The 25,654-nt window shown below is 64.5% G+C and carries 18 protein-coding genes; 9 read left to right on the forward strand and 9 right to left on the reverse strand.

Annotated features, from left to right (window positions below):
- Nucleotides 1-15: 15 nt before the first annotated feature.
- The 3 genes from NVV93_RS03235 to NVV93_RS03245 form a co-directional block, all read right to left on the reverse strand.
- Entirely contained in the window at nucleotides 16-576 is a 561-nt protein-coding gene (locus NVV93_RS03235) for a hypothetical protein (RefSeq protein ID WP_258253028.1), read from the reverse strand.
- 109 nt (nucleotides 577-685) lie between these two features.
- The gene (locus NVV93_RS03240; RefSeq protein ID WP_258253029.1) at nucleotides 686-3,439 is read right to left on the reverse strand and encodes an autotransporter outer membrane beta-barrel domain-containing protein; all 2,754 of its coding nucleotides are present in this window, start codon (nucleotides 3,437-3,439) and stop codon (nucleotides 686-688) included.
- A 133-nt stretch (nucleotides 3,440-3,572) separates the two neighbouring features.
- Complete coding sequence (locus NVV93_RS03245) at nucleotides 3,573-4,370, reverse strand: outer membrane protein OmpK (protein WP_258253030.1); 798 nt, start codon at nucleotides 4,368-4,370, stop codon at nucleotides 3,573-3,575.
- 355 nt (nucleotides 4,371-4,725) lie between these two features.
- On the opposite strand from NVV93_RS03245, the gene NVV93_RS03250 reads away from it, so the two are divergent.
- The 6 genes from NVV93_RS03250 to NVV93_RS03275 all read left to right on the forward strand — a co-directional run bounded on the left by NVV93_RS03250 (nucleotide 4,726) and on the right by NVV93_RS03275 (nucleotide 12,930).
- Complete coding sequence (locus NVV93_RS03250; RefSeq protein ID WP_258253031.1) at nucleotides 4,726-6,129, forward strand: sodium:proton antiporter; 1,404 nt, start codon at nucleotides 4,726-4,728, stop codon at nucleotides 6,127-6,129.
- Between the two features lie 90 nt (nucleotides 6,130-6,219).
- Nucleotides 6,220-7,662 (forward strand): mechanosensitive ion channel domain-containing protein, encoded by a 1,443-nt coding sequence (locus tag NVV93_RS03255; RefSeq protein ID WP_258253032.1) that lies wholly within the window; start codon nucleotides 6,220-6,222, stop codon nucleotides 7,660-7,662.
- A gap of 199 nt (nucleotides 7,663-7,861) precedes the next feature.
- Nucleotides 7,862-8,911: a nitronate monooxygenase family protein gene (locus tag NVV93_RS03260; RefSeq protein WP_258253033.1), complete on the forward strand. Its 1,050-nt coding sequence runs from the start codon at nucleotides 7,862-7,864 to the stop codon at nucleotides 8,909-8,911.
- Between the two features lie 234 nt (nucleotides 8,912-9,145).
- Complete coding sequence (locus NVV93_RS03265; protein WP_258253034.1) at nucleotides 9,146-10,345, forward strand: acyl-CoA dehydrogenase family protein; 1,200 nt, start codon at nucleotides 9,146-9,148, stop codon at nucleotides 10,343-10,345.
- 10 nt (nucleotides 10,346-10,355) lie between these two features.
- Nucleotides 10,356-11,480: an acyl-CoA dehydrogenase family protein gene (locus NVV93_RS03270; protein ID WP_258253035.1), complete on the forward strand. Its 1,125-nt coding sequence runs from the start codon at nucleotides 10,356-10,358 to the stop codon at nucleotides 11,478-11,480.
- A gap of 451 nt (nucleotides 11,481-11,931) precedes the next feature.
- Nucleotides 11,932-12,930 (forward strand): AraC family transcriptional regulator, encoded by a 999-nt coding sequence (locus tag NVV93_RS03275; protein ID WP_258254273.1) that lies wholly within the window; start codon nucleotides 11,932-11,934, stop codon nucleotides 12,928-12,930.
- Between the two features lie 185 nt (nucleotides 12,931-13,115).
- Here the strand turns inward: NVV93_RS03275 and NVV93_RS03280 are convergent, their stop codons facing one another.
- Complete coding sequence (locus NVV93_RS03280; protein ID WP_258253036.1) at nucleotides 13,116-14,468, reverse strand: 3-oxoacyl-ACP reductase; 1,353 nt, start codon at nucleotides 14,466-14,468, stop codon at nucleotides 13,116-13,118.
- Between the two features lie 308 nt (nucleotides 14,469-14,776).
- On the opposite strand from NVV93_RS03280, the gene NVV93_RS03285 reads away from it, so the two are divergent.
- The 3 genes from NVV93_RS03285 (at nucleotide 14,777) to guaD (ending at nucleotide 18,971) form a co-directional block, all read left to right on the forward strand.
- The gene (locus tag NVV93_RS03285) at nucleotides 14,777-16,054 is read left to right on the forward strand and encodes an acetyl-CoA C-acetyltransferase (protein WP_258253037.1); all 1,278 of its coding nucleotides are present in this window, start codon (nucleotides 14,777-14,779) and stop codon (nucleotides 16,052-16,054) included.
- 253 nt (nucleotides 16,055-16,307) lie between these two features.
- Entirely contained in the window at nucleotides 16,308-17,561 is a 1,254-nt protein-coding gene (locus NVV93_RS03290; protein WP_258253038.1) for an MFS transporter, read from the forward strand.
- A 63-nt stretch (nucleotides 17,562-17,624) separates the two neighbouring features.
- Nucleotides 17,625-18,971 carry a guanine deaminase gene (guaD, locus tag NVV93_RS03295; protein ID WP_258253039.1) on the forward strand — a complete coding sequence of 449 codons (1,347 nt, stop codon included), beginning with the start codon at nucleotides 17,625-17,627 and terminating at the stop codon, nucleotides 18,969-18,971.
- Nucleotides 18,972-19,026: 55 nt separating this feature from the next.
- On the opposite strand, the gene NVV93_RS03300 is transcribed toward guaD, so the two are convergent.
- The 5 genes from NVV93_RS03300 to NVV93_RS03320 form a co-directional block, all read right to left on the reverse strand.
- Nucleotides 19,027-19,317 (reverse strand): FeoC-like transcriptional regulator, encoded by a 291-nt coding sequence (locus NVV93_RS03300; protein ID WP_258253040.1) that lies wholly within the window; start codon nucleotides 19,315-19,317, stop codon nucleotides 19,027-19,029.
- Nucleotides 19,317-21,629, reverse strand: a complete 2,313-nt coding sequence (feoB, locus tag NVV93_RS03305) for a Fe(2+) transporter permease subunit FeoB (RefSeq protein WP_258253041.1) — start codon at nucleotides 21,627-21,629, stop codon at nucleotides 19,317-19,319. The genes NVV93_RS03300 and feoB overlap by 1 nt, the downstream gene beginning before the upstream one ends.
- Complete coding sequence (locus tag NVV93_RS03310) at nucleotides 21,629-21,859, reverse strand: FeoA domain-containing protein (protein ID WP_258253042.1); 231 nt, start codon at nucleotides 21,857-21,859, stop codon at nucleotides 21,629-21,631. The genes feoB and NVV93_RS03310 overlap by 1 nt, the downstream gene beginning before the upstream one ends.
- Before the next feature lie 700 nt (nucleotides 21,860-22,559).
- A complete protein-coding gene (locus tag NVV93_RS03315) occupies nucleotides 22,560-24,080 on the reverse strand; it encodes an aldehyde dehydrogenase family protein (RefSeq protein WP_258253043.1) in 1,521 nt (506 codons plus the stop codon).
- Between the two features lie 248 nt (nucleotides 24,081-24,328).
- Nucleotides 24,329-25,489, reverse strand: coding sequence for an iron-containing alcohol dehydrogenase (locus tag NVV93_RS03320; RefSeq protein ID WP_258253044.1), 1,161 nt, complete (start codon nucleotides 25,487-25,489; stop codon nucleotides 24,329-24,331).
- Nucleotides 25,490-25,654: the final 165 nt, after the last annotated feature.

Below are 25,654 nucleotides of genomic sequence, written 5' to 3' on the forward strand. Positions count from 1 at the left end.
ACGCTCAGCACCAACCTACTGGTACTTGGTCTTGAACAGGGCGATCTGCTTCTCGGGCTTCGGCTCTTCCTTGCCCAGCACATAGACCACGCGCTCGCCCTGCGGGCCGCCGCCGATGTCGTTGAAGCTGAAGGTTGGCTCGCCGATGCGGTTCATGTCGATCATGTCGCCGTAGCGGCTGAACACGTAGATGCGTCCGTCCTGGCGCATTTCGCCATAGAACTTCTCGGCCGGCGTCAGGCTGATGGTGAGGAACTGGTACGCGGCGATGGTTTTCAGGTCTTTGCCCTGATCCTCGGCGCGCAGGGCCAGGACGATGTCGCGGCCGTTTTTGTCTTTCTGTCCGGTTTCCTTCAGGTACGGCGCCTTACCAGTGGTGAGGAAGCTGCGGAACACGTTGTAGTCGTCGAAGACAAACAGCTGGGTTTCGGTGCGGACCTGATACCAGTCCTCGTTGTTCGGCGTCGCGGCAGCCGGCTTGGGTGCGGCGGCCGTTGGGCTGGTCGGTGCGCTGGTGCTGCACGCGGCGATGGATGCGGCCAGCAGGGCCAGTGTCAGCGGTTTGAGCAATTGCATGGAAATCCCCCCTCCAGATAGTGGATGAGGAATCTGCCGCAGTTCGGTGACAGTTGGATGAACGACAGATGGCGAACATGTGACGGCGCTGGCCAAGCGCCGCTAGTGGTTACCAGGCCAGGCGCGCGCCGAGGTTGCCGGCCCAGCCGTCGCGGGCATTGGAGTCGAGATTGCGGCTGTTTTCGACGCCCAGATAGACGCCGAAATTGGCGCTCAACTGGCCGTTCAGCCCGGCGCCGAGGTTCAGGCTGCTGCCCTGCAAATCGGTGGAAATCGGTGTGCTGGCGACGTGTAGCGTGGCGGTTTGCGCGAAGTCGTGCCAGACATCAGCCTGCAGGTAGGGCTGCCAGCGCTGCTCGCCGTTGACCAGCTGGCCTTGCAGGCGTACGCCCAGCCGCCCGGAGACTTGTTCCTGATCCTCGAAGCGCAGACTAGCGATGGCGTCAGTGCTGTTGTCCATGCTCAACCGCTGGCCGACCACTTGCGCCTGTGGTTCCAGGCTGAGGTTGGCGCCCAGCGCGATCGGGTAGCCGGCTTCCAGCGAGGCGCTGAACAGGCGGCCGTCGAGGTCGGCCTGTCGGCCGCGTTCGGAGCGGCTTTCGCCATTCAGCCAGGTGTGCGTCAGCACGGCATCGACATAGGCTTCGCCGCTCCATACATGCGTCCAGTAGAGGCCGAGGCTGTAGCCGTCGAACTCGATGTCGCCGGCCTCGGCATTTCGCTGGGCCAGCACGGTGCCGTCGACATCGCCGTCGGCACGGCTGTAGCCGATGAATAGGCCGGCGTGGTCGCGCTGGCCGTCATCTCCTTCGCCGACGAACAGGTCCTGGCCGAGCTGGACGCCGCTCAGCGAGCCGTCGAAGGACGGCGCGACGGTGCCGGCCCAGTCCTGCTCACGGTGTTCGCCGTAGGCCCGGGCCCAGCCGCCGCGCTCGTCGAGCAAGGCCTGGTCGCCCTGGCGCTGGTGGAAGGTGGCGATGGTGTCCAAGCCGAGTTGCAGGGCCAGCGGCGCGGCCACCGAGACCGGCGGGACTTCTTGGCGATAGAGCGGCGCCGGCGCCTGGCCGGCGTGAACTTCCGGCAGTGCGGGGCTGCCGGGCGCCGGGGTGGGCAGCGGAAGCGCCGGCGGCGGATTCGAGCCGCCCGGGGTCGGCGGAGTGGGCGTGCCGGGGGCTGGCGTCGGGGTCGGCAGAGGGGGCGTGCCTGGGCTTGGCGTCGGCGTTGGCGGGGTGATGGCTGTCGATTGCACGGCCGGCGGAGCGATCAGGCTGTTGCGCAGGTACCAATTGTGCTCCGCGCCGGGGGTGACACCGCCGTGGAACAGCACGTATTCATAAGCGCCGGCAGCGATGGAGCCGCCGGCCAGGGAGAAGGCGCCGGGCGTGCTGGTGCCGCTCTGCACCAGCAGGATGCCGTTGCCGGTGGTCGCCGCGCCGGCGCCGTTCAGGTTGCTCAACTGGATCTGGCTGTCGCCGCTGGCCGTGCCGTCGACGATCAGGCGGTCGCTGGGCGAGTCGTCGCTGCCGAGGATGCTTTGCAACCGCAGTCGGGCGCCTTGGCCCTGGTAGTTGCCGTGGATGGTCAGGCGGTCGTTGGCATCGGCGGCGCCGTCGCTCAGGTCGAAGGTGCCGGCGTTGACCACCGACACCGGCGCGCTGCCATCGAAGCCGCCGATCGCGCGACTGCCCTGGCCGCTGGCCAGCAGGCGGCTGCCGGCGTCCAGGGTCAGGGTGCCGGTGAGGCTGGCACTGTCGCCGAGCAGCAGGTCCTGGTCGAGGGTCAGGCTGGAGCCGTTGGCGAGGGCGATGTTCTCGAACTGGCGATAGCGCCCTGGCCGGGCGCTCTGGCTGTTGTCGAAGGTCAGGTTGTCGCTGCCCAGGCCGCCGTCGAGCAGCGGTGTCGGGGCCAGGAGTGCTTCGTTGAGGTTGCGCAGCACCGCCTGGTCGTTGCCATCGGCGAGCAGCACCGCGCCTTCGAGGCGTCCGCCATCCATCCAGGTGAATCGGTCGTTGCCGCCGCCCAGGCGCACCTCGGCGCCGACCTGGCCGCCACTCACGGTGACGCTGTCATTTCCGTCGCTGATGCTGATGTTGCCGCCAATGTCGCCGGCGCTGAGGAGGATGGTGTCATTGCCGAAGCCCGTCACCAGGTTGCCGTCGATCTGGCCGCCGGACATGTCGAACAGGTTGTCGTCCAGCCGCATGTTTACCCGGCCGATGCGGCCGCCGCTCATGCGGGCAGTATCGCCGTTCTCGAAGGCGCCGACGATGCGTCCGCCGGTCATGGCGAAGGTGTCGTGGCTGTCGCTTTGGTCCAGCGAGGCGATCTGCCCGTTGTGCATGATGAAGTCGTTGCTGCCGTCGCCCTGGTTGACCGCGCCGGTGATGGTGCCGCCGGTGACGATCAGGGTGTCGTCACCCAGACCCTGGTTGACTGCGCCGGTCACCGTGCCACCGAGCATCTCGAAGCGGTCGTTGCCGCTGCCGGACTGCACGGCGACGCCGCTGCCGGCGTTGATGTTGCCGTTGTTGATCAGGGTGCTTCCGGGGTTGCCATCCAGCCGTACGGCGGGACCGGCGGTCGAGCGGATGTCGCCGAAGTTTTCGACTCGGCTGGCACTCTGCACCTGAATGGTGTTGCCGCCGGTCGTCAGACTGGCGCCGTTGGCGATGGTGACGGTGACGTTGCTGCTGCCTGGTGCGGCGCTGATGGGCGTGGTGACGGCGCTCGGGTCGGCGCTGCAGATGACGGTCTGGCCGGTGCCGGGGGTGTGGTTGGTGCAGGCGGCGAAGCTAGGCGGGGTGGTGATCAGCAGGGCGCTACCGACGAGCAGCAGCGCGGTATTCTTCTTTTTTAGCGGCATATCCTCTGTTCCCTGGATAGTTGACCTAGGGGACAGCGTAGATGGCCGGAAACAAGGCGCAACCCGCATTGTAAACGGGTTGCAGCCGGCCGGTGGCCATGGCGGAGCATGGCTTCCGGCTGGCGGGGAGGGCTTAGAAGTGCACTTTGGCCAGGAAGCTCAGCGCGCTCTGGTCGGTGCGGAACGCCTGGCTGTCTTCGATGGCGTATTTGTCCGACCAGTAGTCGTACTCGACGCCGACGTAGAACTTCTTCACCGCGCCCCAGCCCATGGCCTTGCCGAGGTCGTACTTGATCTGCGGGTTGATGTGCAGGTTGGCGTGCATGTCCGACTCGTTGCCGCTGCCGTCCTTGTTGTTCCACACGTAGTCGATGAAGCCGTCGACCACCAGGTCGGAATTACCGACCGGGATTGTGTAGGACCAGGTCGGAGTGACCTGCCACTGACCCTTGGGCTGATTGCTGATGCCGTCCGGCTTGCGGTAGTAGAAGTTCAGCTGGAAGAAATCGAAGCCGGGGACGTTCAGATCGAAGCCTGGGCCGAGCAGGTAGTTCTGCGTGCTGTTCTCACCGCGCTCGTAGGTGGCGGCGAGCAGCACGTCCTTGATCGGGCCGAAGGACATGTCTGTGCCGCTGATTTTGCCGAACGACAGGCGTGGCGAGATTTCACCGTAGTAGGTGTCGCTGCCGGCGGAGAAGTCGCGCTCGCCCTGGTAGTTGATCTGGTCGACGAACATGAACAAGTCACCCCAGTTCCAGCCGCTGGCGTGCTCGAAGGTCCAGGTCTGCTGGGTCGGCGGGTTGACTTGGAAATCCTTGCCCCAGAGGAAGCTCAGGCTGTTGTCCTGCCACAGCAGCGCGTCGCCGGCCGAGGCCTGGCCGGCGGCAAGCAGGCTGCCGGCGAGCACGAGAGAAGAGAGTGCACGATTCATCGTTTGGTTGGCTCCAAATGGGTATAGTTTTTAGATTAAAAGCTGACCGATAGGTCAGGCTTTTCTCTTGGCAGCAAGAATGAAGCCAAGAGGGCAAAAGAATCGCGGGAGATTCTAGCTGAAGCGGCTAACTCGTTGAATTTTTATGCATAAACGAGCGGTTTTGGGGGGCTCCGGGCACCTGCGGGCCAATATAGGCAACGCGCCAAATTGCTGATCGAACTGACAGCTTTGCTTCAACTTGGGGCGTAACGGCGCCAATGCGTAACCATTGGAAACGCCACAAAGGCGGATGCCATAGCCGTTGTGTATTAATCTTCGCTGTCTGATTGGAGAAGTATTCTGCGGAGTCGCGATGAAAATGATGCCCAAGACCGCCCTGGCCGTTCTGTTGTTACTGCCGTCCTTGGCCCACGCTGCCGAGCTGGATGGCGCGACGCTGAGCCTGCTCTGGGCGCTGCCGTTCGCCGGCATCCTGCTGTCGATCGCCTTGCTGCCGATCTTCGCCCCGCATTTCTGGCATCTGCATTTCGGCAAGATCACTGCGGTCTGGACGCTGGCCTTCCTGATCCCATTCGCGCTGAGTTTCGGCACTCATGCCAGCGCCGCGCTGGTGGTGCATGCGCTGCTCGCCGAGTACATCCCCTTCATCCTCCTGCTGTTCGCCCTCTACACCATCTCCGGTGGCATCCTGCTGTGGGGCAACCTGCACGGCTCGCCGGCGCTGAACACCGGGCTGCTCGCCCTCGGGGCGCTGCTCGCCTCGCTGATGGGCACCACCGGCGCGGCGATGCTGCTGATCCGCCCGCTGCTGCGCGCCAATGACAACCGCAAACATAAAGTGCATGTGGTGGTGTTCTTCATCTTCCTGGTCGCCAACGTCGGCGGCGGGTTGACTCCGCTGGGTGATCCACCGCTGTTCCTGGGTTTCCTCAAGGGCGTCGACTTCCTCTGGACCGTCGAACACATGGCCGTGCCGGTGGCGGTGCTGTCGGCGGCGCTGCTGGCGATCTTCTATGTCCTTGACCGCTACTTCTTCAGCAAGGAAGACGAGTTGCTGGCGCGCGACCCGTCGGCGGATGCGCCGCTCAAGCTGTACGGCAAGTGGAACCTGCTGCTGATCCTCGGCGTGGTCGGCGCGGTGCTGCTGTCCGGGCTGTGGAAACCGGGGATCAGCTTCGAGGTGATGGGTACGCCGGTCGATCTGCAGAGCCTGGTGCGCGATGCGCTGCTGATCGGCCTGGCGTTGGTCTCGCTGGCGATCACCCCCAAACAGGTGCGCGCCGGCAACGAGTTCAACTGGGCGCCGATGGCCGAGGTCGGCAAGCTGTTCGCCGGCATCTTCATCACCATCGCCCCGGCCATCGCCATCCTGCGCGCCGGCAGCGACGGGCACCTGGCCGGGCTGGTGGCGCTGGTCTCCGACGCCAACGGCGCGCCGATCGACGTCATGTACTTCTGGATGAGCGGCCTGCTCTCCGGCTTCCTCGATAACGCGCCGACCTACCTGGTGTTCTTCAACCTGGCCGCCGGCGACGCGCAGCACCTGATGCACGATCTGCCCGGCACCCTGCTGGCGATCTCCATGGGCTCGGTGTTTATGGGCGCGCTGACCTACATCGGCAACGCGCCGAACTTCATGGTCAAGGCCATCGCCGAGCAACGGGGCGTGCAGATGCCGAGTTTCTTCGGCTTCCTGCTGTGGTCATGCGTGATTCTTCTGCCGCTGTTTGCCGTGCTCAGCCTGCTGTTCTTCTGAGGAAGTGGTATCGCGGTTGCCCGCACGGCTGGCCTAGAATCTGCGGCAGGCAGCCGCTGGGGCTTGCCGCGCAGGCAAGGAACAGGCGCGATGCTGTCATGGTTGCTGGACCACCCGCTGACGAGTGCGATTGTGTTGCTCGGCTTCGATCTGCTGCTGTGGCAGGTGCTGCCCGCGCATGTGCAGCGCTGGAAAGTGCTGCTGCGCGTCGCGCTGTTCGTCGCCTACAGCCTGCTGCTGTTCAACACCGGCCTGAGCCCGTTGCAGGGCGCGCCATGGCCGGAATTGCTGCCGCAACACCTGACCGCCACGGTGTTGCTGATCGCCTGGTGGCTGTTCTGCGCGCGGACCCTGACGATCCTCATCGGCGCCGTGCTGATGCCGCGCAGCGGCCATACCAGCCGGCTGCTACAGGACGTGCTGGGGGCGATCATCTTTCTGGTCGCGATCATCGCTGCCGCCGCGTATGTCATGCAGCTACCGGTCAAAGGCCTGCTGGCGACCTCCGGGGCCTTGGCGATCATCGTCGGCCTGGCGTTGCAGAGCACCTTGGGCGACGTGTTTTCCGGCATCGTGCTGAATACCACCAAGCCCTATCAACTGGATGACTTCATCTCCATCGACGGCACCGAAGGTCGGGTGGTGGAAATTGATTGGCGCGCCACCCACCTGCTGACCAGCCAGGGCACCCTGGCGGTGATTCCCAACTCGTTGGCGGCCAAGGCCAAGGTCCTCAACTTCAGTCGGCCGAGCGAACTGCATGGGGTATCGATCAAGTTGGAATTTCCCGCCCAGGTGCGCCCGCGCCTGGTGATCGACGCCCTGGAACGCGCCCTGCAAGGCTGCCGCGAGCTGCTCATCGCGCCGCGTCCGAGTGTGTCGATGAAGAACACCGCCAATGGCACGCTGGAATACGAGGCCAACGGGTTCGTCAGCGCCATCGGCCAGAAAGGCGCAGTGCGTAATCAGCTCTACGATCTGGCCTACCGCCACCTGCAAGCCTGCGGGGTGTTGCTGCCCGGTACGCCGTTGGGTTCGACGCGCGGCCGCGCGCTGCTGGAAAGTGTCAGCCTGTTCGCCTCGCTTGGTGACGAGGAAAAGCTCGCATTGAGCGAGCACATGCGCCGCCAGGACCACGCCGCCGGCCAGCTGGTGCTGGATACCAGCACGACCAGCGATGGCCTGCTGATCATCGAGTCCGGGGTGATTTCGGTGACCTTGATCGGCGAGGGCGAAACCATCGAAGCCGGGCGCATGGGTCCGGGCGAAGTGATCGGCGAGGCTAGCATTCTCGCCGAGCACGTCGCGCCCGCGCAGTTCACCACCCTGACGCCCTGCACGCTGTATCGTATTGACAAGGAACACCTTGAGCCCTGCCTGCAGGCCCGCCGCGAAATTGGCGAGGCGATGGCCAAGTTGCTCAGTTACCGCGAGCAACGCAGCCAGGCGTTGCTCAGCGAAAAACCGCTGGTGGTGGAGAAGCGCGGCTTGCTGCGCTGGCTGCGTAACCGCTCGGCCAAGCGCCAGGCGTAGGGTTAACGCGGTTGGCGCGGAGTGCTGATCGCGAATGAATTCGCTCCTACAGGGATATGGCGTTTGGCAGGAGCGAATTCATTCGCGATGCAGGCCACCGCTACCCGCTGTACGGCGCATTAGCTGCGCAGCTGTATCGGGGCGAATTCCACGGCGGCTGCGATAGTTTTTCACCCACCCTTGCTGTCAGGAGTTGTCCATGTCCACCGTCTGCGATCTGCTCGGCATCCAACACCCGATCATCCAGGCGCCGATGGCCGGCGTCTCCACGCCGCAATTGGCGGCGGCGGTGTGCAACGCCGGCGGCCTCGGCTCGCTGGGGATTGGCGCGAGCACGGTCGAGCAGGTGCGTGCGCTGATTGCCCAGACCCGCGAGCTGACCGATCGACCGTTCAATCTCAATCTGTTCTGCCATCGCCCGGCGCATGCCGATGCGGCGCGCGAGGCGGCTTGGCTCAAGTATCTGCAGCCGTGGTTCGCCGAGTTTGGCGCGCAGCCGCCGGCCAGCCTGCGCGAGCCATATCCGAGTTTTCTCGCCGATCCAGCGATGCTTGAGCTGCTGCTCGACGAGCGTCCGGCGGTGGTCAGCTTTCATTTCGGTCTGCCGCCTGCCGCCACCATCGCCGCGCTGCGGCAAGCCGGCATCACGTTGATGGCCAGTGCCACCAATCTCGCCGAAGCGGAGTTGATCGAACGCGCCGGCATCGATCTGCTGATCGCCCAGGGCGTCGAGGCCGGCGGTCATCGCGGGGTGTTTATGCCTGAACAGGGCGATGCTCAGATCGGCACCCTGGCGCTGCTGCGCCTGTTCGCCAACCACTCGCGGCTGCCGTTGATCGCCGCTGGCGGGATCATGGATGGCGCCGGAATTGCCGCCGCGCTGGCACTGGGCGCGGGGGCCGCGCAGTTGGGTACGGCGTTCATCCTGTGTCCGGAATCGGCGGCCAATGCCGCCTATCGCGCAGCGTTGCAAAGCCCGCGCGCCCGGCAAACGGCGATCACCGCGGCGATTTCCGGGCGGCCGGCGCGCGGCTTGGTCAACCGCATGCACCGCGAGGTGGATGTCGTGGGGGCGCCGCCGCTGCCCGATTACCCGATTGCCTACGATGCCGGCAAGGCTCTGCACGCCGCTGCCAGCGCGCAGGGTAATCAGGACTTCGCCGCGCACTGGGCCGGTCAGGGTGCGCCGCTGGCGCGGGAACTGCCGGCGGCGGAGCTGATGGCTGTGCTGTTGGCTGAACTGGGCTGAGCAGCGGCGCCGCATTCTCGCTGGGAGCGTGATAAAGGGACTGGCAGCTAGTCCAAATGGGTGTAGTTCGTTGGGGCGAGGCGCCCGCTGCGGGGCCATGCTTCAATTCAGGCCCGCTTGCTGCGCCGTCGGAATCCAGTGCCAGCGGCGTCCTGCCATGCAGTTGCGTGCTTAACATGGCAGTGTCGAGCGCTGATCCGTCGGGTCGGTTCGTTTAGCTGAGAAAGGTGTTCTATGAACCTCATTGAAAGCCCAGAAGACAAGGCCTTCCGCCAGGAAGTGCGCGAGTTCCTCGCCAGCAGCCTACCTCGCGATCTCAGCGAGCGTGTGCTGAGTCTCAAGCACCCTACGAAGGAAGACAGTTACCTCTGGCAGACCACCCTCGCCAAGCGTGGCTGGGGCGCGCCGAGCTGGCCGAAAGCGTTCGGTGGCTGTGGCTGGAACGCCACGCAGAAAAGCATCTTCGAGGAAGAGGTCTACAAGGCCGGCGCCCCACGGCAGATGCCGTTCGGTCTGGCGATGGTCGGCCCGGTGATCCAGAAGTTCGGCAACGTCCAGCAACAGGACTACTTCCTGCCGCGCATCATCAACAACGAAGATTTCTGGTGCCAGGGCTACTCCGAGCCCGGCGCGGGTTCCGACCTGGCCTCGCTGAAAACCAAGGCCGAGCGTGATGGCGACCACTACATCGTCAACGGCCAGAAAATCTGGACCTCGTTCGCCCACTGGGCCAACTGGATCTTCTGCCTGGTGCGTACCAGCAGCGAAGGCCGCCAGCAAGAAGGCATCTCCTTCCTGCTGATCGACATGAACACCCCCGGCATCACCGTACGTCCGATCAAGACCCTGGATGGCGGCGTCGACGTCAACGAAACCTTCTTCGACAACGTCCGTGTCCCGGTCAGCAATCTGGTCGGCGAAGAGAACAAAGGCTGGACCATCGCCAAGTTCCTGCTCGGCAATGAGCGCACCAGCATCGCCGGTGTCGGCAACTGCAAGCGCTTCCTGCGCGCGCTCAAGGATCTTGCCGGCACCCAGCTCAAGCATGGCAAGCCGATGATCGAAGACCCGCAGTTCCGCGAGAAGCTGGTGCGTGTCGAGATGGAACTGCACGCTCACGAGTGGTCGTTGCAGCGCCTGCTCAGCCAGTTGGCCACCAACAGCCGTGGCGTTGGCGTCGAGCCGTCGATCCTGAAAATCCGCGGTTCGGAAATTCAACAGACGCTGACCGAGCTGATGATGGATTGCGCCGGCCCTTACGCCGTGCCGTTCGTGCCCGAAGCCATGGCCGCCAGTTTTGCCGGCGATACCGCTAACGGCGAACTGCTCAACGCACTGGCACCGCACTACCTGGACTATCGCAAGATCTCGATCTACGGCGGCTCCAACGAAGTGCAGCGCAACATCATCGCTAAAATGACCATCGGTCTGTGAGGAAAACGGCATGGACTTCTCGTTAAACGAAGAGCAACAAATGCTGGCCGAAATGGTCAGCCGCTTCATCGAGCGCGAATACGACTTTGAAAAACGTCGCAAGCTCGCCGAGACCGCTCAAGGCTGGTCGCAGGACAACTGGAACGCCTTGGCGGAAACCGGACTGCTGGCGCTCAACGTGCCGGAAGATTTCGGTGGCCTGAACGCCACGCCAACTGAAACCCTGCTGGTAATGGAAGGTTTCGGTCGCGGCCTGCTGCTCGAACCATACGTGTCTACCGCCGTAGTCGGTGCGGCCCTGTTGGGCAAAATCGGCAGCGCTGAGCTGCAAGCCGAACTGCTGCCGGAACTGGCTGCCGGTAACTTGCGGGTAGCCCTGGCCGCCCTCGAGCCGCAAGCGCGTTTCGACCTCAATGACGTGACGACCAGCGCCAAGGTGCAAGGCAACGATTTCGTACTGAGCGGCCGCAAGGCGGTGGTGAGCGCCGCCGATAGCGCGCAGAAACTGATCGTCTCCGCCCGCACCAGCGGCGGCCAGCACGACAAGGCCGGCATCAGCCTGTTCCTGGTCGACACCGCTGCCGCTGGCGTGACCCTGCGTACCTTCCCGGCCCTGGATGGTCAGCATGTCTCGGAAGTACAGCTGGACAACGCCCCGGCCACCTTGCTCGGCAACGTCGATCAGGGCTTCGCCGATCTGGAATGGGCGGTTGACCGCGCGGCCTTCGCGCTGTGCGCCGAAGCGGTCGGCGCCATGGCCAAGCTCACCGAGCTGACCATCGAATACTTGCAGACCCGCAAGCAGTTCGGCGTCGCCATCGGCAGCTTCCAGGCCCTGCAGCACAAGGTTGCGGACATGCTCGGTGCGGTCGAACAAGCGCGTTCGATCACCTACTACGCGGCCGCCAATCTCGACAACGACAGCCAGGTAGAACGCCGCAAGGCAGTCTCGTCGGCCAAGTCGCTGATCGGACGCACCGGTCGCTTCGTCGGCCAGGCCGCCATCCAGTTGCACGGCGGCATGGGCATGACCGACGAACTGTCCTGCGGCTGGTATGCCAAGCGCCTGCTCTGCATCGACATGTCGTGGGGCGATGCCGACCATCACGTCGAGTTGTACAGCGAAGTGATGTAACGACACTCAGGCCCGGCATCCTTCGCGGTGTTCGGGCCTGGTGTTGATCTCTGTGCTTCCCCTCTCGAGCAGAGGGGAATCCAGCCCCCCGCAAAATCTCAACCCGCCAAACGCGCGCATTCATCGATGCATTCGTGGCATTCCTCTGCGCAGCGCTGACAGTATTCGGTACGGTGCAGCGAGCACTCTTCGCCGCATTCTCGGCAGACGTACGTGCACAGAATCCACAAGTTGCGGGCGAAGCGACTTTGCCTCAGTGAACGCGGGCGCTGGCACTATCCTGTCCGCTGGTCCGCATGGTGACCCGCACAGGCGTTCGGTTGGCTGGCGTCAAAAGGGGCTGGCGGCAGAGGCTACAGCGCCATCCAAACGTGCCGGAGCTGCGCTCGCCTAATTCGACGCCACCTTTTAAGATGGCGGCGCCCACGGCTAATAAGAATCTAAAAAAATGCTGCGTGATCTGACCGATGATGTGGCGCTGATGCGCCCGGTGATCGATGCCTTGCGGGCCAGCGGAGTCGACCCCGACAAGGTCCTGGTGCGGGTCGGCCTGCCGCCCGGTGGCCTGCCTGCTGGACGCTTCCCGCACAGCGCTCAGGCGCTGTTCTGGAAAGCCGCCGCCGAAGAGTGCCAGGAAGAGCATGTCGGCCTGTACCTGGCGGGTCATTTGCCGGCCTTCCATGGCTTGCTGCTGGAATACCTGTTCCTTTCCAGCGAGACCTTCGGCGATGGCCTGCGCCATGCGCTGCGCTACATGCGCCTGCTTTCCGATACATTGAATGCCCGCCTGGAAATCGAAGGCGAGTCCGCCATCCTGCTGCTGGGCATGAGCGATGGCGTGCCGCGTCACTTTCCGGAAATGCTTGCTGGTGCGGTGATCCGCCTGTTTGCGGCGCTGACCGAAGGTACGTTCATCCCGCATCGCGTGCAGTTCATGCACAACCAGGGCGCGCCGCTGGAACGCTATGCCGAGGTCTATGGCTGCCCGACCGACCTGGGCGCCGAGCGTTATGCGCTGCTGTTCGACGCCAGCGTGTTGAACAAACCCTCGCGGCATGCGGCACCGGAACTGCTGCGCATGCACGAGTCGCTGGCACGCCGGCAACTGGCCGAGGTCGAGCGACTGGACCTGGTGCGCAATGTGCGTGAATTGATCGGCGAACTGCTGGTAGACGGCGGTGCCACCCTGGAACAGGTCGCCGGGCGCTTGAACATGCCGCCCCGCCGCTTGCGCGAGCGGCTGGCGATGGCCGGCGTACGCTTTAATGACTTGATCACCGACTACCGCTGCCGGCTGGCCAAGGATCTGCTGTTGAAGACCGACGAGCGCATCGACGTGATCGTCGAGCGCACCGGTTTTTCCGAACCAAGTACCTTCTACCGCGCCTTCAAACGCTGGGTTGGCGAGACGCCTGTGGAGTTCCGCAAGCGCGGCAAGGTCAACGCGTAGGCAGACCGTTATCGCGAATGAATTCACGATAACGGCGAGATGCGCGTTCGTAGGATGGGTTAAGTCGCGCAGCGGCGATACTCATCGAGCCAATACCGATGGGTATCGCTTTGCTCCTACCCAGCCCACGGCGCTTCCGTAGCCCGGATGCAATCCGGGAATCCCACTGCGAAGTGCTGCGCCGATCAAGCTCCGAGCAGACTCTGCCCGCAAATCCGCAGCACTTGTCCGCTCATCGCGCCCGAACCGGCTTGGCCCAGCCAGGCGACGGTTTCGGCGACGTCCTGTGGCAGGCCGCCTTGGCCCATGGCGTTCATCCGCCGTCCGGCTTCGCGGATGGTGAAGGGAATCGCTGCGGTCATCTGTGTTTCGATAAAGCCCGGCGCCACCGCGTTGAGGCTGATGCCGCGCTTGCCGAGCGTTGGCGCCCAGGCTTGCGCCAGGCCGATCAGCCCGGCCTTGCTGGCTGCGTAGTTGGTCTGCCCGGCGTTGCCGGCGATCCCGCTGATCGAGGCGAGCAGCACCACGCGGCTGTTGTCGCGCAGGGTGCCGGCGTCGAACAGCGCCTTGGTGAGGATCTGTGGAGCGCGCAGGTTGACGTCGATCACCGAGTTCCACAGCGGATCGGTCATGTTCGCCAGGGTCTTGTCGCGGGTGATGCCGGCGTTGTGCACGAGGATATCCAGGCCGTCTGGCAGCGCCTCGATCAGTTTGGCGGCGGCGTCGTCGGCGACGATATCCAGGGTCAGGCTGCGTCCGCCCAGGCGCGCGGCCAGCGCTTCGAGATCGGCTTGGGCGGCTGGCACGTCGAGCAGCACGACTTCGGCGCCATCGCGGGCCAGGGTTTCCGCGATGGCCGCGCCGATCCCACGGCTGGCGCCGGTAATCAGCGCCTTCTGGCCGGCCAGCGGACGGCTCCAGTCCTTGACCTGCATGGCGCAGGGCGCGAGGCGCACCACCTGGCCAGACACGTAGGCGCTTTTCGGTGACAGGAAGAAGCGCAGCGCGCCTTCGAGTTGATCCTCGGCGCCTTTACCGACGTAGATCAACTGCACCGTGCCGCCGTGACGGATTTCCTTGGCCAGCGAGCGGCTGAAGCCTTCCAGGGCGCGCTGGGTGCTGGCGGCGATCGGATCTTTGAGGCTCTCCGGCGGGCGAGCGAGGATCACCACGTGCGGACAGGTAGCGAGTTTGCGTAGGGTCGGCTGGAAGAAATCGCGCAGGGCGATCAACTGCTCGGCGCTGCTCAGGCTGCTGGCGTCGAACAGCAGCGCCTTGAGCTTGGTGCTCTCGGCATTCCAGCGCGGCAGACCGAGCAGGCCATCTTCGGCGGCGAACAGCTGGTCGGTGAGGCGCGGCAGGCACTCGGCAGCCGCGGCGCTCAGTGCGCCGTTACCGCCGACCAGCAGGGCGCCGTCAATCGGTCGGGCGCGACCAGCGCGCCAGCGTTCGAGATGCACCGGGGTCGGCAGGCCAATGGCCCCGAGCAGGCGCTGGCCGGCGTTGGAGTTGGCGAAGGCGAGATAGCGATCGGACATGGAACGGGCTCCACAATTATGGGCTCAGATACTGAGTGACTTGTTTTTCAACGGCCTGCCAATGGCCGCTGCTGTGTTGACCACTGTAGCCGCCAGGCCGTTTCATGCATTGACCGGCTTGCCTCGCATTGCTGCGAGTCGGCCAATGTCGGCGGCCGGCGACAGACTAGGCTGTGTCGGTAAAGCGCAGGCTGTCCGTGTAGGAGCGAATTCATTCGCGAAGGGGTCACACCCGGCATCGCGAATGAATTCGCTCCTACAGTGGCTGGCCTGCTGCATTGTTTTCCATCCATTTCCAGGAGTCACCCATGACCCAGCTGCGCCGGGTCGCCATCGTCGGCGGCAATCGTATTCCCTTCGCCCGCTCCAACACCGTGTACGCCACCGCGAGCAATCAGGAAATGCTCACCGCTGCCCTCGAGGGGTTAGTCGAGCGTTATCGCCTGCATGGCGAGCGCATCGGCGAAGTGGCGGCCGGCGCGGTGCTCAAGCATTCGCGCGACTTCAACCTGACCCGCGAGTGTGTGCTGGGCTCGCGGTTGGCCCCGGAAACGCCGGCCTACGACATCCAGCAAGCCTGTGGCACCGGCCTGGAAGCGGTGATTCTGACCGCCAACAAAATCGCCCTGGGGCAGATCGACAGCGCCATCGCCGGCGGCGTCGACACTACGTCTGACGCGCCGATCGGGGTCAGCGAAGGGCTGCGCAAGATTCTCCTGCAAGCCAACCGCGGCAAGTCCACCGCCGACAAGCTGAAGACCCTGCTGCAGCTGCGTCCGCGCCATCTGGTGCCGCACATCCCGCGCAACGGCGAGCCGCGCACCGGGCTGTCGATGGGCGAGCACTGCGAGCTGATGGCGCAGACCTGGGGCATTCCCCGTGACGAGCAGGATCAGCTCGCCTATGAAAGCCATAGCAAGCTCGCCGCGGCGTATGCCGAAGGCTGGCAGAACGACCTGCTGACGCCGTTTCTCGGCCTGACCCGCGACCAGAACCTGCGTCCGGACATCAGCCTGGACAAGCTCGCCAGCCTCAAGCCGGCGTTCGAGAAGAGCGCCAAGGGCACCTTGACCGCCGCCAACTCGACGCCGCTGACCGATGGCGCCTCGGTGGTGCTGCTGGCCAGCGAGGAATGGGCGCAGGCGCGCGGTTTGCCGATCCTCGCCTACTTCAAGGATGGCGAAGCGGCAGCGGTGGATTTCGTCGGCGGCAAGGAAGGCCTGCTGATGGCGCCGGTGTATGCCGTGCCGCGTCTGCTGGCGCGCAACGGCTTGAGCCTGCAGGATTTCGACTACTACGAAATCCACGAAGCCTTCGCCGCCCAGGTGCTGTGCACCTTGAAGGCTTGGGAGGACGCCGAGTATTGCCAGAGCCGTCTGGGCCTGGCGACGCCGCTGGGATCGATCGAGCGCAGCAAACTCAACGTCAAAGGCAGTTCGCTGGCGGCCGGCCACCCGTTCGCCGCCACCGGTGGGCGCATCGCCGCCAACCTGGCCAAGTTGCTGGCGGCTGCCGAGCGCGGCCGCGGGTTGATCTCCATCTGCGCGGCCGGCGGCCAAGGCGTGACCGCGATTTTGGAGCGCTAACCCGAAGGAGTAATCGCCAGTGCGGGCGATTGCGCGGTGTAAGTAAAAACTTCGTGAGCTTGGGCGGCCCGCTCTGCGACGGGGGTCGTTTTTTTGCGTGTGAGTTTTATCGACCGTCCAGTCAGCTTTGTGGTGCTAGTGGAATTCGACTAGTCTCCTGTCGTGTGCCATTTGTCGGGTATGGGGATCGAACTCTGGCCGGCCGATCGTTCGCACATAACGAAAAATGCAAGGGCCATCAAGGAGATAGGCAGTGAGTACGTCGACATTCAAATTGGGCGGAGCGCGGGCATGGTGGGTATGGACTATCGCCGTCGCCTTCGTGATCTACCTGTTCAGTGTGCAGACCGGTTATTCCATCGTTAACCCGGAGATCCAGAAAAGTGTGACGTTGAGCGTGACCCAGGTCGCCGCCATCGCCGCCGTTTACACCTGGGTCTTCGCCCTTTGTCAGTTCTTCGGCGGTGCGCTGCTCGACCGTCTAGGCGCGCACAAGGTGCTGCCCGCCTCGGTGGTGCTGGTGACCATTGGGGTGTTCATCTTTGCCAATGCCACCTCGTACCCGATGCTGCTGGCTTCGCAGTTCGTGATGGCGCTGGGTGCCTGCACCGGCTTCGTGGGTGCCGGCTACATCGGCGGGCAGTGGTTCGGCATGGCCAAGTTCAGCCTGATGTTCGGCTTGGTGCAGTTCTGCGCTTCGCTGTCCTCGGCCTTTTCGGTCAACGCCCTGCAGTGGGGCCTGCAGCAGATGGAATGGCGCACGCTGTTCAACTATGTCGGCGTATTCGGCATCGGCCTGACCGTGCTGGCCTTCATCTACCTGCGCAATCCTGAGCCGGTACAGCGCAGCGAGCAGGGCTTCGGCAGCTTCTTCGCTTCGGTGATCAGTGCGCTGGTCGACGTGGCAAAGCTTCCCCATGTGTGGATCAGCGCGCTGATCTGCTCGGCGCTGTTCGGCAGCCTGCTGGCGGCCGGGGTGGTGTGGGCGCCGAAACTGCTAGCAGTGCTCGGCGCCAACCCGGAAACGGCGGCGTTCAGCTCCTCGCTGCTGTGGCTCGGCCTGGCGGCCGGCTGCCTGGTTCTGCCGGCCTGGTCGGACAAGATGAAGAAGCGCAAGCCGCTGATCATCGTCGGTTGCGTGGTGCAGCTGGCCTGTGCCGGCGCACTGCTGTACATCCCTGGCATCGCCATTCCGGTGGCCATGGCCATGTGCTTCTTCTTCGGTGTCGCCAACGCCGCGCACATGCTGACCTTCAGCTCGGCTGCGGACGTGGTGCCGCCGCAACTGATCGGCACCTCGGCGGCGTTCGTCAACGGCCTAGCGTTCATTGCCGGCGGCATCATGATCGCCGCGCCGGGCGCACGCATCGTCTCCGGTGAGGCTGCCGGACTCACGCAGCACACCCTGGCCATGGCCGAGTACGCCGCCGAGCCGCTGATGATCGCGCTGGGCATCGCCCTGGTACTGTCGCTGATCATGCGCGAGTCCTATCCGAAGCAGCCGTAACGCTTCGCCAACGCAGGGGCCGCCAGGCCCCTGTCGTCCAAACCTTCTCGAAAGGAACCGAGCATGTCCAAGATTTCCGCGCTCCGCGCCGACGTCGTCACCTTCAAGGCCGACCCCTTCCTGAACACACCGGAAGACTGTCTGGTGCATATTCCTGATGCCATCGTGGTGATCGACGGCGGGAAAATCGTCGATCTCGGCCCGGCGGCCGAAGTCAGCAAGCGCCTGCCTGCTGGCGTGACCCCGGTGCATTACCCGGACTCGATCATCTCCGCCGGCTTCATCGATACGCACATCCACTACCCGCAGACCGAGATGATCGGCGCGTTTGGCGAGCAGTTGCTGGAGTGGCTGACCAAATACACCTTCGTCGCCGAACAAAAATTTGCCGAGCAGGCCCACGCCGAGCGCGTGGCGCGGGTGTTCCTGCGCGAGCTGTTGCGCGCCGGCACCACCACCGCGGTGGTCTACTGCACCGTGCACCCGCAGTCGGTGGATGCCTTCTTCGGCGAGTCGAACCGCTTCAACACGCGGATGATCGCCGGCAAGGTGCTGATGGACCGCAACGCCCCAGACGCGTTGCTCGACACCGCGCAGCGCGGCTATGACGAGAGCACCCAGCTGATCAAACGCTGGCACAACCAGGGCCGCCAGCACTACTGCATCACCCCGCGCTTTGCGCCGACCAGCACCCAGGCGCAGCTGGACGTCTGCGGCACTCTGGCCAAGGAGCATCCGGACGCCTACATCCAGACCCACCTGTGCGAGAACCTCGACGAGATCCAGTGGGTCAAGGAGCTGTTCCCCGAGCGCAAGAGCTACCTGGATGTCTACGCCAACGCCGGCATTGTCCGCGAGCGCTCGGTGTACGGGCACGGCGTGCACCTGACCGAAGAGGACTTCTGCACCTGCCACCAGACCGGCGCGGCGCTGGCGCATTGCCCGACCTCCAACCTGTTCCTCGGTAGCGGTCTGTTCCGCCTGTTCGACGCCAAGGACCCGAAACGCCCGGTGCGCGTGGGCCTGGGTACCGACGTCGGCGCCGGCACCAGTTTCAGCCAGCTGCAATCGCTGAACGAGGCGTACAAGGTCGCGCAGCTCAACAAGACTCAGCTGAATGCCATCCAGGCGTTCTACCTGGCGACCCGCGGCAGCGCCGAAGCGCTGTATCTGGAAGATCGCATCGGTACGGTCGGCAAGGGCTTCGAAGCGGATCTGGTGGTGCTCGACAAGAAAGCCACACCACTGATGGCGTTCCGCAGCGAGTTCAGCAAGGAGATCGTCGAAGAGCTGTTCGTCATGATGATCCTCGGTGACGACCGCGCCGTGCGCGCCACCTACGTGGCCGGCGAGCAGGTCTACGACCGCGACAACACCGGTGACCAGTTCAGCTACTCCTCTCAAGCATGATTGCCGCGGCCCGCTCTCCCGTAACTGGGGGCGGGCCGTTGCTGCGCAATCAACCTCAGGCGATCAGGTTCTTGAGCGCCAATTCCTTCCCCGTTACGGTCGATGCCGCGTTTGGCGTTGAGGCGATTCGATAGCGAGTCCCAGCACAGTTGCCTGGCACCGAACAGCCTCGGCAATTGCCGCAGCTTGCCGCCTGCTCGACGTGTCGGGCCTGCCCGAGCTGAACCAGTTGCTCGAGCAAAGCGCGGGTGAGCCCGCTGCTCAGACCCAGCTGCCGGGCCAGGCTCGCCGGTTCTACCTGGCCTTGAGCGGCCAGCGCATCACGTACTGCAAGCAAGCCGGCCATTAGTGGCAGCCACCGCTATGCGCGGGTTCGAGTGACGCTGGCTGCGGCGCGGAAACCTTGCCGCCGAGGCTGGCATACAGTCGTAATCCCACCACCAGCGCTGCATTGAATGTCAGCACCACGGCAATCGCCAGCGCGCTCTGCGCGGGATGCTGGCCGAAGCTGAGCGCCTGATAGCACAGGGTCGCCAACGAGTAGGCGATGCACGTCCCCCAGCCCATCGAAAACAGCATCCAGCGCGAGCTGCTTTCCCTGGCGATGGCGCCTAAGGCACTGGCGCAGGGCACATAGAGCAGCACGAATACCAAATAGCTATAAGCCGACAGCGGGCTGCCAAACTGCGTGGCCATGGTGCTCATGGCGCTGACATCCATCGAGGCGTCCGCCGCGCTGGCCTGCAGCGGGTTGCCCAGCACGCCAAGGCTGAAGCTGCTGCGCAGGCCATTCCAACTGTTTTGCGCGGCTTGCCGCAGTTCGCCGAGCAGATCGAAGTTCGCCGCATCGAAGGGCTGGCTAGTCAGGCGGTCGGCGGTGTACAGGGTGTTGAGCGTGCCGACGACCACCTCCTTGGCCATCGCCCCACTGACCAGACCGACTGTGGCCTGCCAGTTATCTGGCGCCACGCCCATCGGCGCCAGCAGCGGGGTGACCTGATGGCTAAGGGTTGCCAGAGCCGACTGTTCGACTCGGCCTTCGATCGGCTGGCCCGCGAGGGTGAAGCTGTTCAGCGCGCCGATCACGATGCTGGCGACAACGATCACCTTGCCGGCACGCAATACGAAGTCGCGCAGGCGTGCCCAGCTCTGCACCAGCAAGTTACGGGGATGTGGCAAGTGGTACTGCGGGAGTTCCATGACGAACGGCGAGGCTTCGCCGCGCAGCAGGGTGTGCTTGAGCATCAGCCCGGTCAGCACCGCGACGAGAATGCCGAGCAGGTACAGCGAGAAAATCGCCAGCGCGCCGTGCCGGCCGAAAAACGCGGCGGCGAACACCGCGAAAATCGCCAGCCGCGCGCCACAGGACATGAAGGGCGCCATGAGGATGGTCGTCAGCCGCTCCCGGGGGCTATCCAGGGTGCGCGCCCCCATGATCGACGGCACGTTGCAGCCAAACCCGACGATCAGTGGCACGAACGCCTTGCCAGGCAACCCAATGGCGCGCATCAGGCGATCCATGACGAACGCCGCGCGGGCCATGTAGCCGGAGTCTTCGAGCAGGGCGAGGAACAGGAACATCAGGCCGATCTGCGGGATCAGCGGCAGCACGGTATTGATCCCTCCGCCGACGCCTTGGGCGAGGAACAGGGTCAGCCCGGCAGGCAGGCCGAGGTGCTGGCCGAGCCACTGAGTGCCCTGGATGAAAACTGCTGCCGAGCCCTCATCGAACAGCGGTTGCAGAGCGCCGCCGACATTGATGGCGAAGAAAAACATCAGGTACATGACCAGCAGGAACAGCGGAATGCCCAGCCAACGGTTCAGCACCAGATGATCGAGCCAGACGGTCAGTCGATGGGGGCGTGCCTCGCTGCGGTCGCAGAGCGGACTACACAGTTCAGCGATGGCCTGATAGCGCGCATCGGCGAGTAGCAGCGCCGGCTCTTCGCCGAGCTGCTGGTGCAGCTGCTCGCGGGCAGACTGTTGCCAGTTGGCGGCGTCGCCAGTCTGCGTCCGGCACAGACGGTCGCCTTCGAGCAGCCGCAAGGCCAAGCCACGGCTGCGCGCCGGCGGCAGTGTGGCGGGCATCGATTGTTGCAGTTCGCTGACTGCCTCTTCGATGCGTGGCGCGTAACGCAGGGGTGGCCGGGGCACTTGGGTAGCCGCGTCGATGGCCAGCTTCAGGGCCGCCAAGCCCTCACCGCTGGTCGACACCAGGCCGATCACGGGACAGTCAAGGCGTGCGGCAAGCGCCGGGATGTCGATGTGTATGTGCTGCTGACGCGCGAGATCGAGCATGTTCAAGGCGACGATGCACGGCAGGCCGCTTTCCAGCAGCTGCAGGGTCAGGTACAGGTGGCGTTCCAGATTGGTGGCGTCGACCACGTTGATCAGCAGATCGGCGTCGTTTTCGGCGAGGTACTGGCAGGCGATCTGCTCATCCAGAGACACCTGCTCGCTGAGGCTGGTCAGGGCGTAGGTGCCCGGCAGGTCGACCAGACGGACTGAGTGTTCGGGGGTGTCGAAACGGCCCTCCTTGCGCTCGACGGTCACTCCCGGCCAGTTGCCTACATGCTGGCGCGCGCCGGTGAGACGATTGAACAGCGTGGTTTTTCCGCAGTTCGGGTTGCCGACCAAGGCCACGGTGAGACCGCGCATCAATAGTCCTCCGCGTCGAGTTGCAGTAGCGAAAGATCCTGGCGGCGCAGCATCAGGCTGGTCTGCCGGGTGCGCACCTCGATCGGATCGCCGAGCGGTGCAATGCGCACGAGTTGCAGCTGTGCCCCCGGCAACAAGCCCAAGGCCAGCAGCTTGTTCCGATAAGCCGGTGGCATCCCCGGCGTGAAGGCGCTGATCCGGTAATGCTGTTTGAGCTGCAAGGGAGGCATTGGCCACGCTCCTGAAAGATATTGCGGCCGCGGTAGGGCGGGGCGAGGAATGGTCGGGGAAGGTTTGATGAGAGGGATTATCGATTGCCGTCGCGAGGGAGTTACTGATGTGCGACAAGTTTTTGCGGGGAAATCAGCGGACGGATGAGTGGCTTGCGAACCCCTCCATGGGCAATAGATAGAAAGGCGATGTTCTAATTACCTGTTGAGACGTGCAGGCCTGGTAGGCGATGCCTGCGCGATGATTTGATCGTTCCCACGCTCTGCGTGGGAATGCCGCTACAGACGCTCTGCGTCTGCGGGACGCGGAGCGTCCCCGGATCAGGTTCCCACGCTGGAGCGTGGGAACCATCGGAACTACGTGTTGAGACGTGCAGGCCTGGTAGGCGATGGCTGCGCGATGATTTTGATCGTTCCCACGCTCTACGTGGGAATGCCGCTACAGATGCTCTGCGTCTGCGGGACGCGGAGCATCCCCGGATCAGGTTCCCACGCTGGAGCGTGGGAACCATCGGAAACAGTCCGCCGTGCGGTCTGCGGCGTACTGCTGCGCGAGTACGCCCTACGGGTCTACGTAGATTTTTTGTAGGAGCGGATTTATCCGCGATAGCCGGCGCCGCGGATCGCGAATGAATTCGCTCCTACAAAGGCGCTGATACCCGCTTTTGGGCGGTTTACGCCGCTACGCCGCTAACCCTCCCTAGAAAAACCCCAACGGATTGATGTCGTAGCTGACCAGCAGGTTTTTCGTCTGCTGGTAGTGGTCGAGCATCATCTTGTGGTTTTCCCGGCCGATGCCGGACTTCTTGTAGCCACCGAAGGCCGCATGCGCCGGGTACAGGTGGTAGCAGTTGGTCCACACCCGCCCGGCCTTCAGCGCGCGGCCGACCCGGTAGGCGCGGTTGATGTCGCGGGTCCATAGCCCGGCGCCCAGGCCGTATTCGGTGTCGTTGGCGATGGCCACGGCTTCGGCTTCGTCCTTGAAGGTGGTTACGCCGACCACCGGACCGAAAATCTCCTCCTGGAACACGCGCATCCGGTTATGCCCCTTGAGCAGCGTCGGTTGCACGTAATAACCGCCGGCCAAGTTGCCTTCGAGTTTCTCCACGCCGCCGCCGGCTAGGATTTCCGCACCTTCCTGCTGGGCGATTTCCAGGTAGCGGAGGATCTTGTCGTATTGCTGTTCGCTGGCCTGCGCGCCGACCATGGTCTCGGTGTCCAGCGGATCGCCGCGCTTGATCGCCGCGACCTTGTTGAGCACCTCGCGCATGAACGGCACGTAGATCGACTCCTGGACCAGCGCCCGCGACGGGCAGGTGCATACCTCGCCCTGGTTGAAGAAGGCCAGCACCAGGCCTTCGGCGGCCTTTTCGATAAACGCCGGCTCGGCCTGCATGACATCCTCGAAGTAGATATTCGGCGACTTGCCGCCCAGCTCGACGCTGCTCGGAATGATGTTCTGCGCCGCGCAGCTGAGGATGTGCGCACCCACCGGAGTGGAGCCGGTGAAGGCGATCTTGGCGATCCGCGGGCTGGTCGCCAGCGCCTCGCCGGCCTCCTTGCCAAAACCCTGGACCACGTTGAGCACGCCGGGTGGCAGCAGATCGCCGATCAGCTCGAGCAGTACGCAAATGCCCAGCGGCGTCTGCTCGGCGGGCTTGAGCACCACGCAGTTGCCGGCAGCCAGCGCCGGAGCGAGTTTCCAGGCGGCCATCAGCAGCGGGAAGTTCCACGGGATGATTTGCCCGACCACGCCGAGCGGTTCATGGATGTGATAGGCCACGGTGTTTTCGTTGATCTCCGCGGCGCCGCCTTCCTGGGCGCGGATGCAGCCGGCGAAGTAGCGGAAGTGGTCAACGGCCAAGGGGATATCGGCGTTCAGCGTTTCGCGCACCGCCTTGCCGTTGTCCCAGGTTTCGGTGACAGCGAGCAGTTCGAGATTCTGTTCGATGCGCTCGGCGATCTTCAGCAGCACGTTCGAGCGGTCCTGCACCGAGGTGCGCCCCCAGGCGTCGGCGGCGGCATGCGCGGCGTCCAGGGCCTTGTCGATATCCTCGGCGCTGGAGCGGGGAAATTCGGCAATCACCTGGCCATTGATCGGCGAGGTATTGGTGAAGTATTGGCCTTTGACCGGCGCGACGAACTCGCCGCCGATGTAGTTGCCGTAACGGCTCTTGAAGGAAACGATGGCACCGGGAGTTCCGGGTTGGGCATAGATCATGGCAGGCCTCTGAGGGATGACAGTGTTCGGTCAAGCGCCGGCCTGGACACAGGTCAGCGCACAAAAGCGGTCTTATTGGCATAGCAGATGGCGCCGCTCGGCAGCGGCCCCGCCCGATGGGCGGCGGGGTATTCGCAAGGCTATGTAGCGTTGCGCAGCGCTTTTGTAGGGTGGGTTAGTCGCGCAGCGGCGTAACCCACCAGCGGCACGACCAGGGTGGCCGAGGGCCGCACCGACCCTCGATATGCTTACAGCCGGCCAGCCAGGGCGGCGGCAAAAATACCCGCCGTGTCGGTTTCGCTCAGCGGCAGCGGGTTGCCGCCGGCGGAAGGGTCGACCACCGCCATCTGCGCGATCAGCGCGGCGTGTTCATCATCCACCCCCAGTTCTGCCAGGCTGTGTGGCACGCCAATGGCGGCGCGCAGTTCCAGGACGAAATCGAGGAAGCTGGTAAAGCTCGGCTTAGGCAGACCGAGATACGCGGCCAGGCGGGTGATGCGCTCGTCGATGGCGGTGCGGTTGAACTGCAGCACGTAGGGCATGAAAGTCGCGTTGGTCATGCCGTGGTGGGTGTCGTACAGCGCGCCGACCGGGTGCGACAGCGCGTGCATGCCGCCCAGGCCCTTCTGGAATGCGGTGGCGCCCATGGCGGCGGCGGCGAGCATATCGGCCCGCGCGTCGAGGTCCTCCGGAGTGAATACCGCGCGTTTCAGCGCTCCGGCGATCAAGCGCATACCCTCTACCGCGATGCCATCGGCCAGCGGGTGGAAGCCCGGTGCGCAGTAGGCTTCCAGGCAGTGCGAGAGGGCGTCCATGCCGGTCCCGGCGGTAATTTTCGCCGGCATGCCGACCGACAGCGCCGGGTCGCTGATCACCACCTTGGGCATCATCTGCGGGTGGAAGATGATCCGTTTGGTATGCGTGCGCTCATCGGTCAGCACTCCGGCGCGGCCGACTTCCGAGCCGGTGCCGGCGGTGGTCGGCACGGCGATCACCGGCGCGATGCCGCTGGCGTCGGCGCGCGTCCACCAGTCGCCGATGTCCTCGAAATCCCACACCGGCCGGGTTTGCCCGCTCATGAAGGCGATCAACTTGCCCATATCCAGGCCACTGCCGCCGCCGAACGCGACTACCCCGTCGTGATTTCCGGCGCGATAGGCGGCGAGCCCTGCCGCGAGGTTGGCTTCGATCGGGTTGGGCTTCAGATCGCTGAACAACGCCGCACCGAGGCCGGCAGCCTGCAAATCGTGCAGGGCAGCGAGGGTGATCGGAGCGCTGGCCAGGCCGCGGTCGGTGACCAGCAGCGGGCGCTGGATGCCCTGGCTGCGGCACACCTCGGCGAGTTCCTTGATCCGTCCGGCGCCGAAGCGCACGGCCGTCGGGTAGTTCCAGTTGGCGGTTTTGGTCATGTCTGGGCCTCGTGGAGCGAGTGAAGGTGGCTCCCTCTCCCGTTTACGGGAGAGGGGAGTCAAAGCTCATGGCGCAAATGAAACGACTTCGGTCGGGTCAGTTCCGTAGCCCGGATGCAATCCGGGGAGGGCTTGGCGCCGGTTTCCCGGATTGCATCCGGGCTA

The organism is Pseudomonas sp. LS44 (assembly GCF_024730785.1).
In the GTDB taxonomy this organism is placed as follows: Bacteria; Pseudomonadota; Gammaproteobacteria; order Pseudomonadales; family Pseudomonadaceae; genus Aquipseudomonas.

Bases quoted from the DNA above. Each gene is read 5' to 3' on its own strand.
- NVV93_RS03260 (WP_258253033.1), top strand. From the start codon at position 7,862: ATGTCCACCGTCTGCGATCTGCTCGGCATCCAACACCCGATCATCCAG.
- NVV93_RS03320 (WP_258253044.1), bottom strand. From the start codon at position 25,489: ATGACCAAAACCGCCAACTGGAACTACCCGACGGCCGTGCGCTTCGGC.
- NVV93_RS03270 (WP_258253035.1), top strand. From the start codon at position 10,356: ATGGACTTCTCGTTAAACGAAGAGCAACAAATGCTGGCCGAAATGGTC.
- NVV93_RS03255 (WP_258253032.1), top strand. From the start codon at position 6,220: ATGCTGTCATGGTTGCTGGACCACCCGCTGACGAGTGCGATTGTGTTG.
- NVV93_RS03245 (WP_258253030.1), bottom strand. From the start codon at position 4,370: ATGAATCGTGCACTCTCTTCTCTCGTGCTCGCCGGCAGCCTGCTTGCC.
- guaD (WP_258253039.1), top strand. From the start codon at position 17,625: ATGTCCAAGATTTCCGCGCTCCGCGCCGACGTCGTCACCTTCAAGGCC.
- NVV93_RS03250 (WP_258253031.1), top strand. From the start codon at position 4,726: ATGAAAATGATGCCCAAGACCGCCCTGGCCGTTCTGTTGTTACTGCCG.
- NVV93_RS03300 (WP_258253040.1), bottom strand. From the start codon at position 19,317: ATGGCCGGCTTGCTTGCAGTACGTGATGCGCTGGCCGCTCAAGGCCAG.
- NVV93_RS03240 (WP_258253029.1), bottom strand. From the start codon at position 3,439: ATGCCGCTAAAAAAGAAGAATACCGCGCTGCTGCTCGTCGGTAGCGCC.
- NVV93_RS03265 (WP_258253034.1), top strand. From the start codon at position 9,146: ATGAACCTCATTGAAAGCCCAGAAGACAAGGCCTTCCGCCAGGAAGTG.
- feoB (WP_258253041.1), bottom strand. From the start codon at position 21,629: ATGCGCGGTCTCACCGTGGCCTTGGTCGGCAACCCGAACTGCGGAAAA.
- NVV93_RS03310 (WP_258253042.1), bottom strand. From the start codon at position 21,859: ATGCCTCCCTTGCAGCTCAAACAGCATTACCGGATCAGCGCCTTCACG.
- NVV93_RS03315 (WP_258253043.1), bottom strand. From the start codon at position 24,080: ATGATCTATGCCCAACCCGGAACTCCCGGTGCCATCGTTTCCTTCAAG.
- NVV93_RS03235 (WP_258253028.1), bottom strand. From the start codon at position 576: ATGCAATTGCTCAAACCGCTGACACTGGCCCTGCTGGCCGCATCCATC.
- NVV93_RS03280 (WP_258253036.1), bottom strand. From the start codon at position 14,468: ATGTCCGATCGCTATCTCGCCTTCGCCAACTCCAACGCCGGCCAGCGC.
- NVV93_RS03285 (WP_258253037.1), top strand. From the start codon at position 14,777: ATGACCCAGCTGCGCCGGGTCGCCATCGTCGGCGGCAATCGTATTCCC.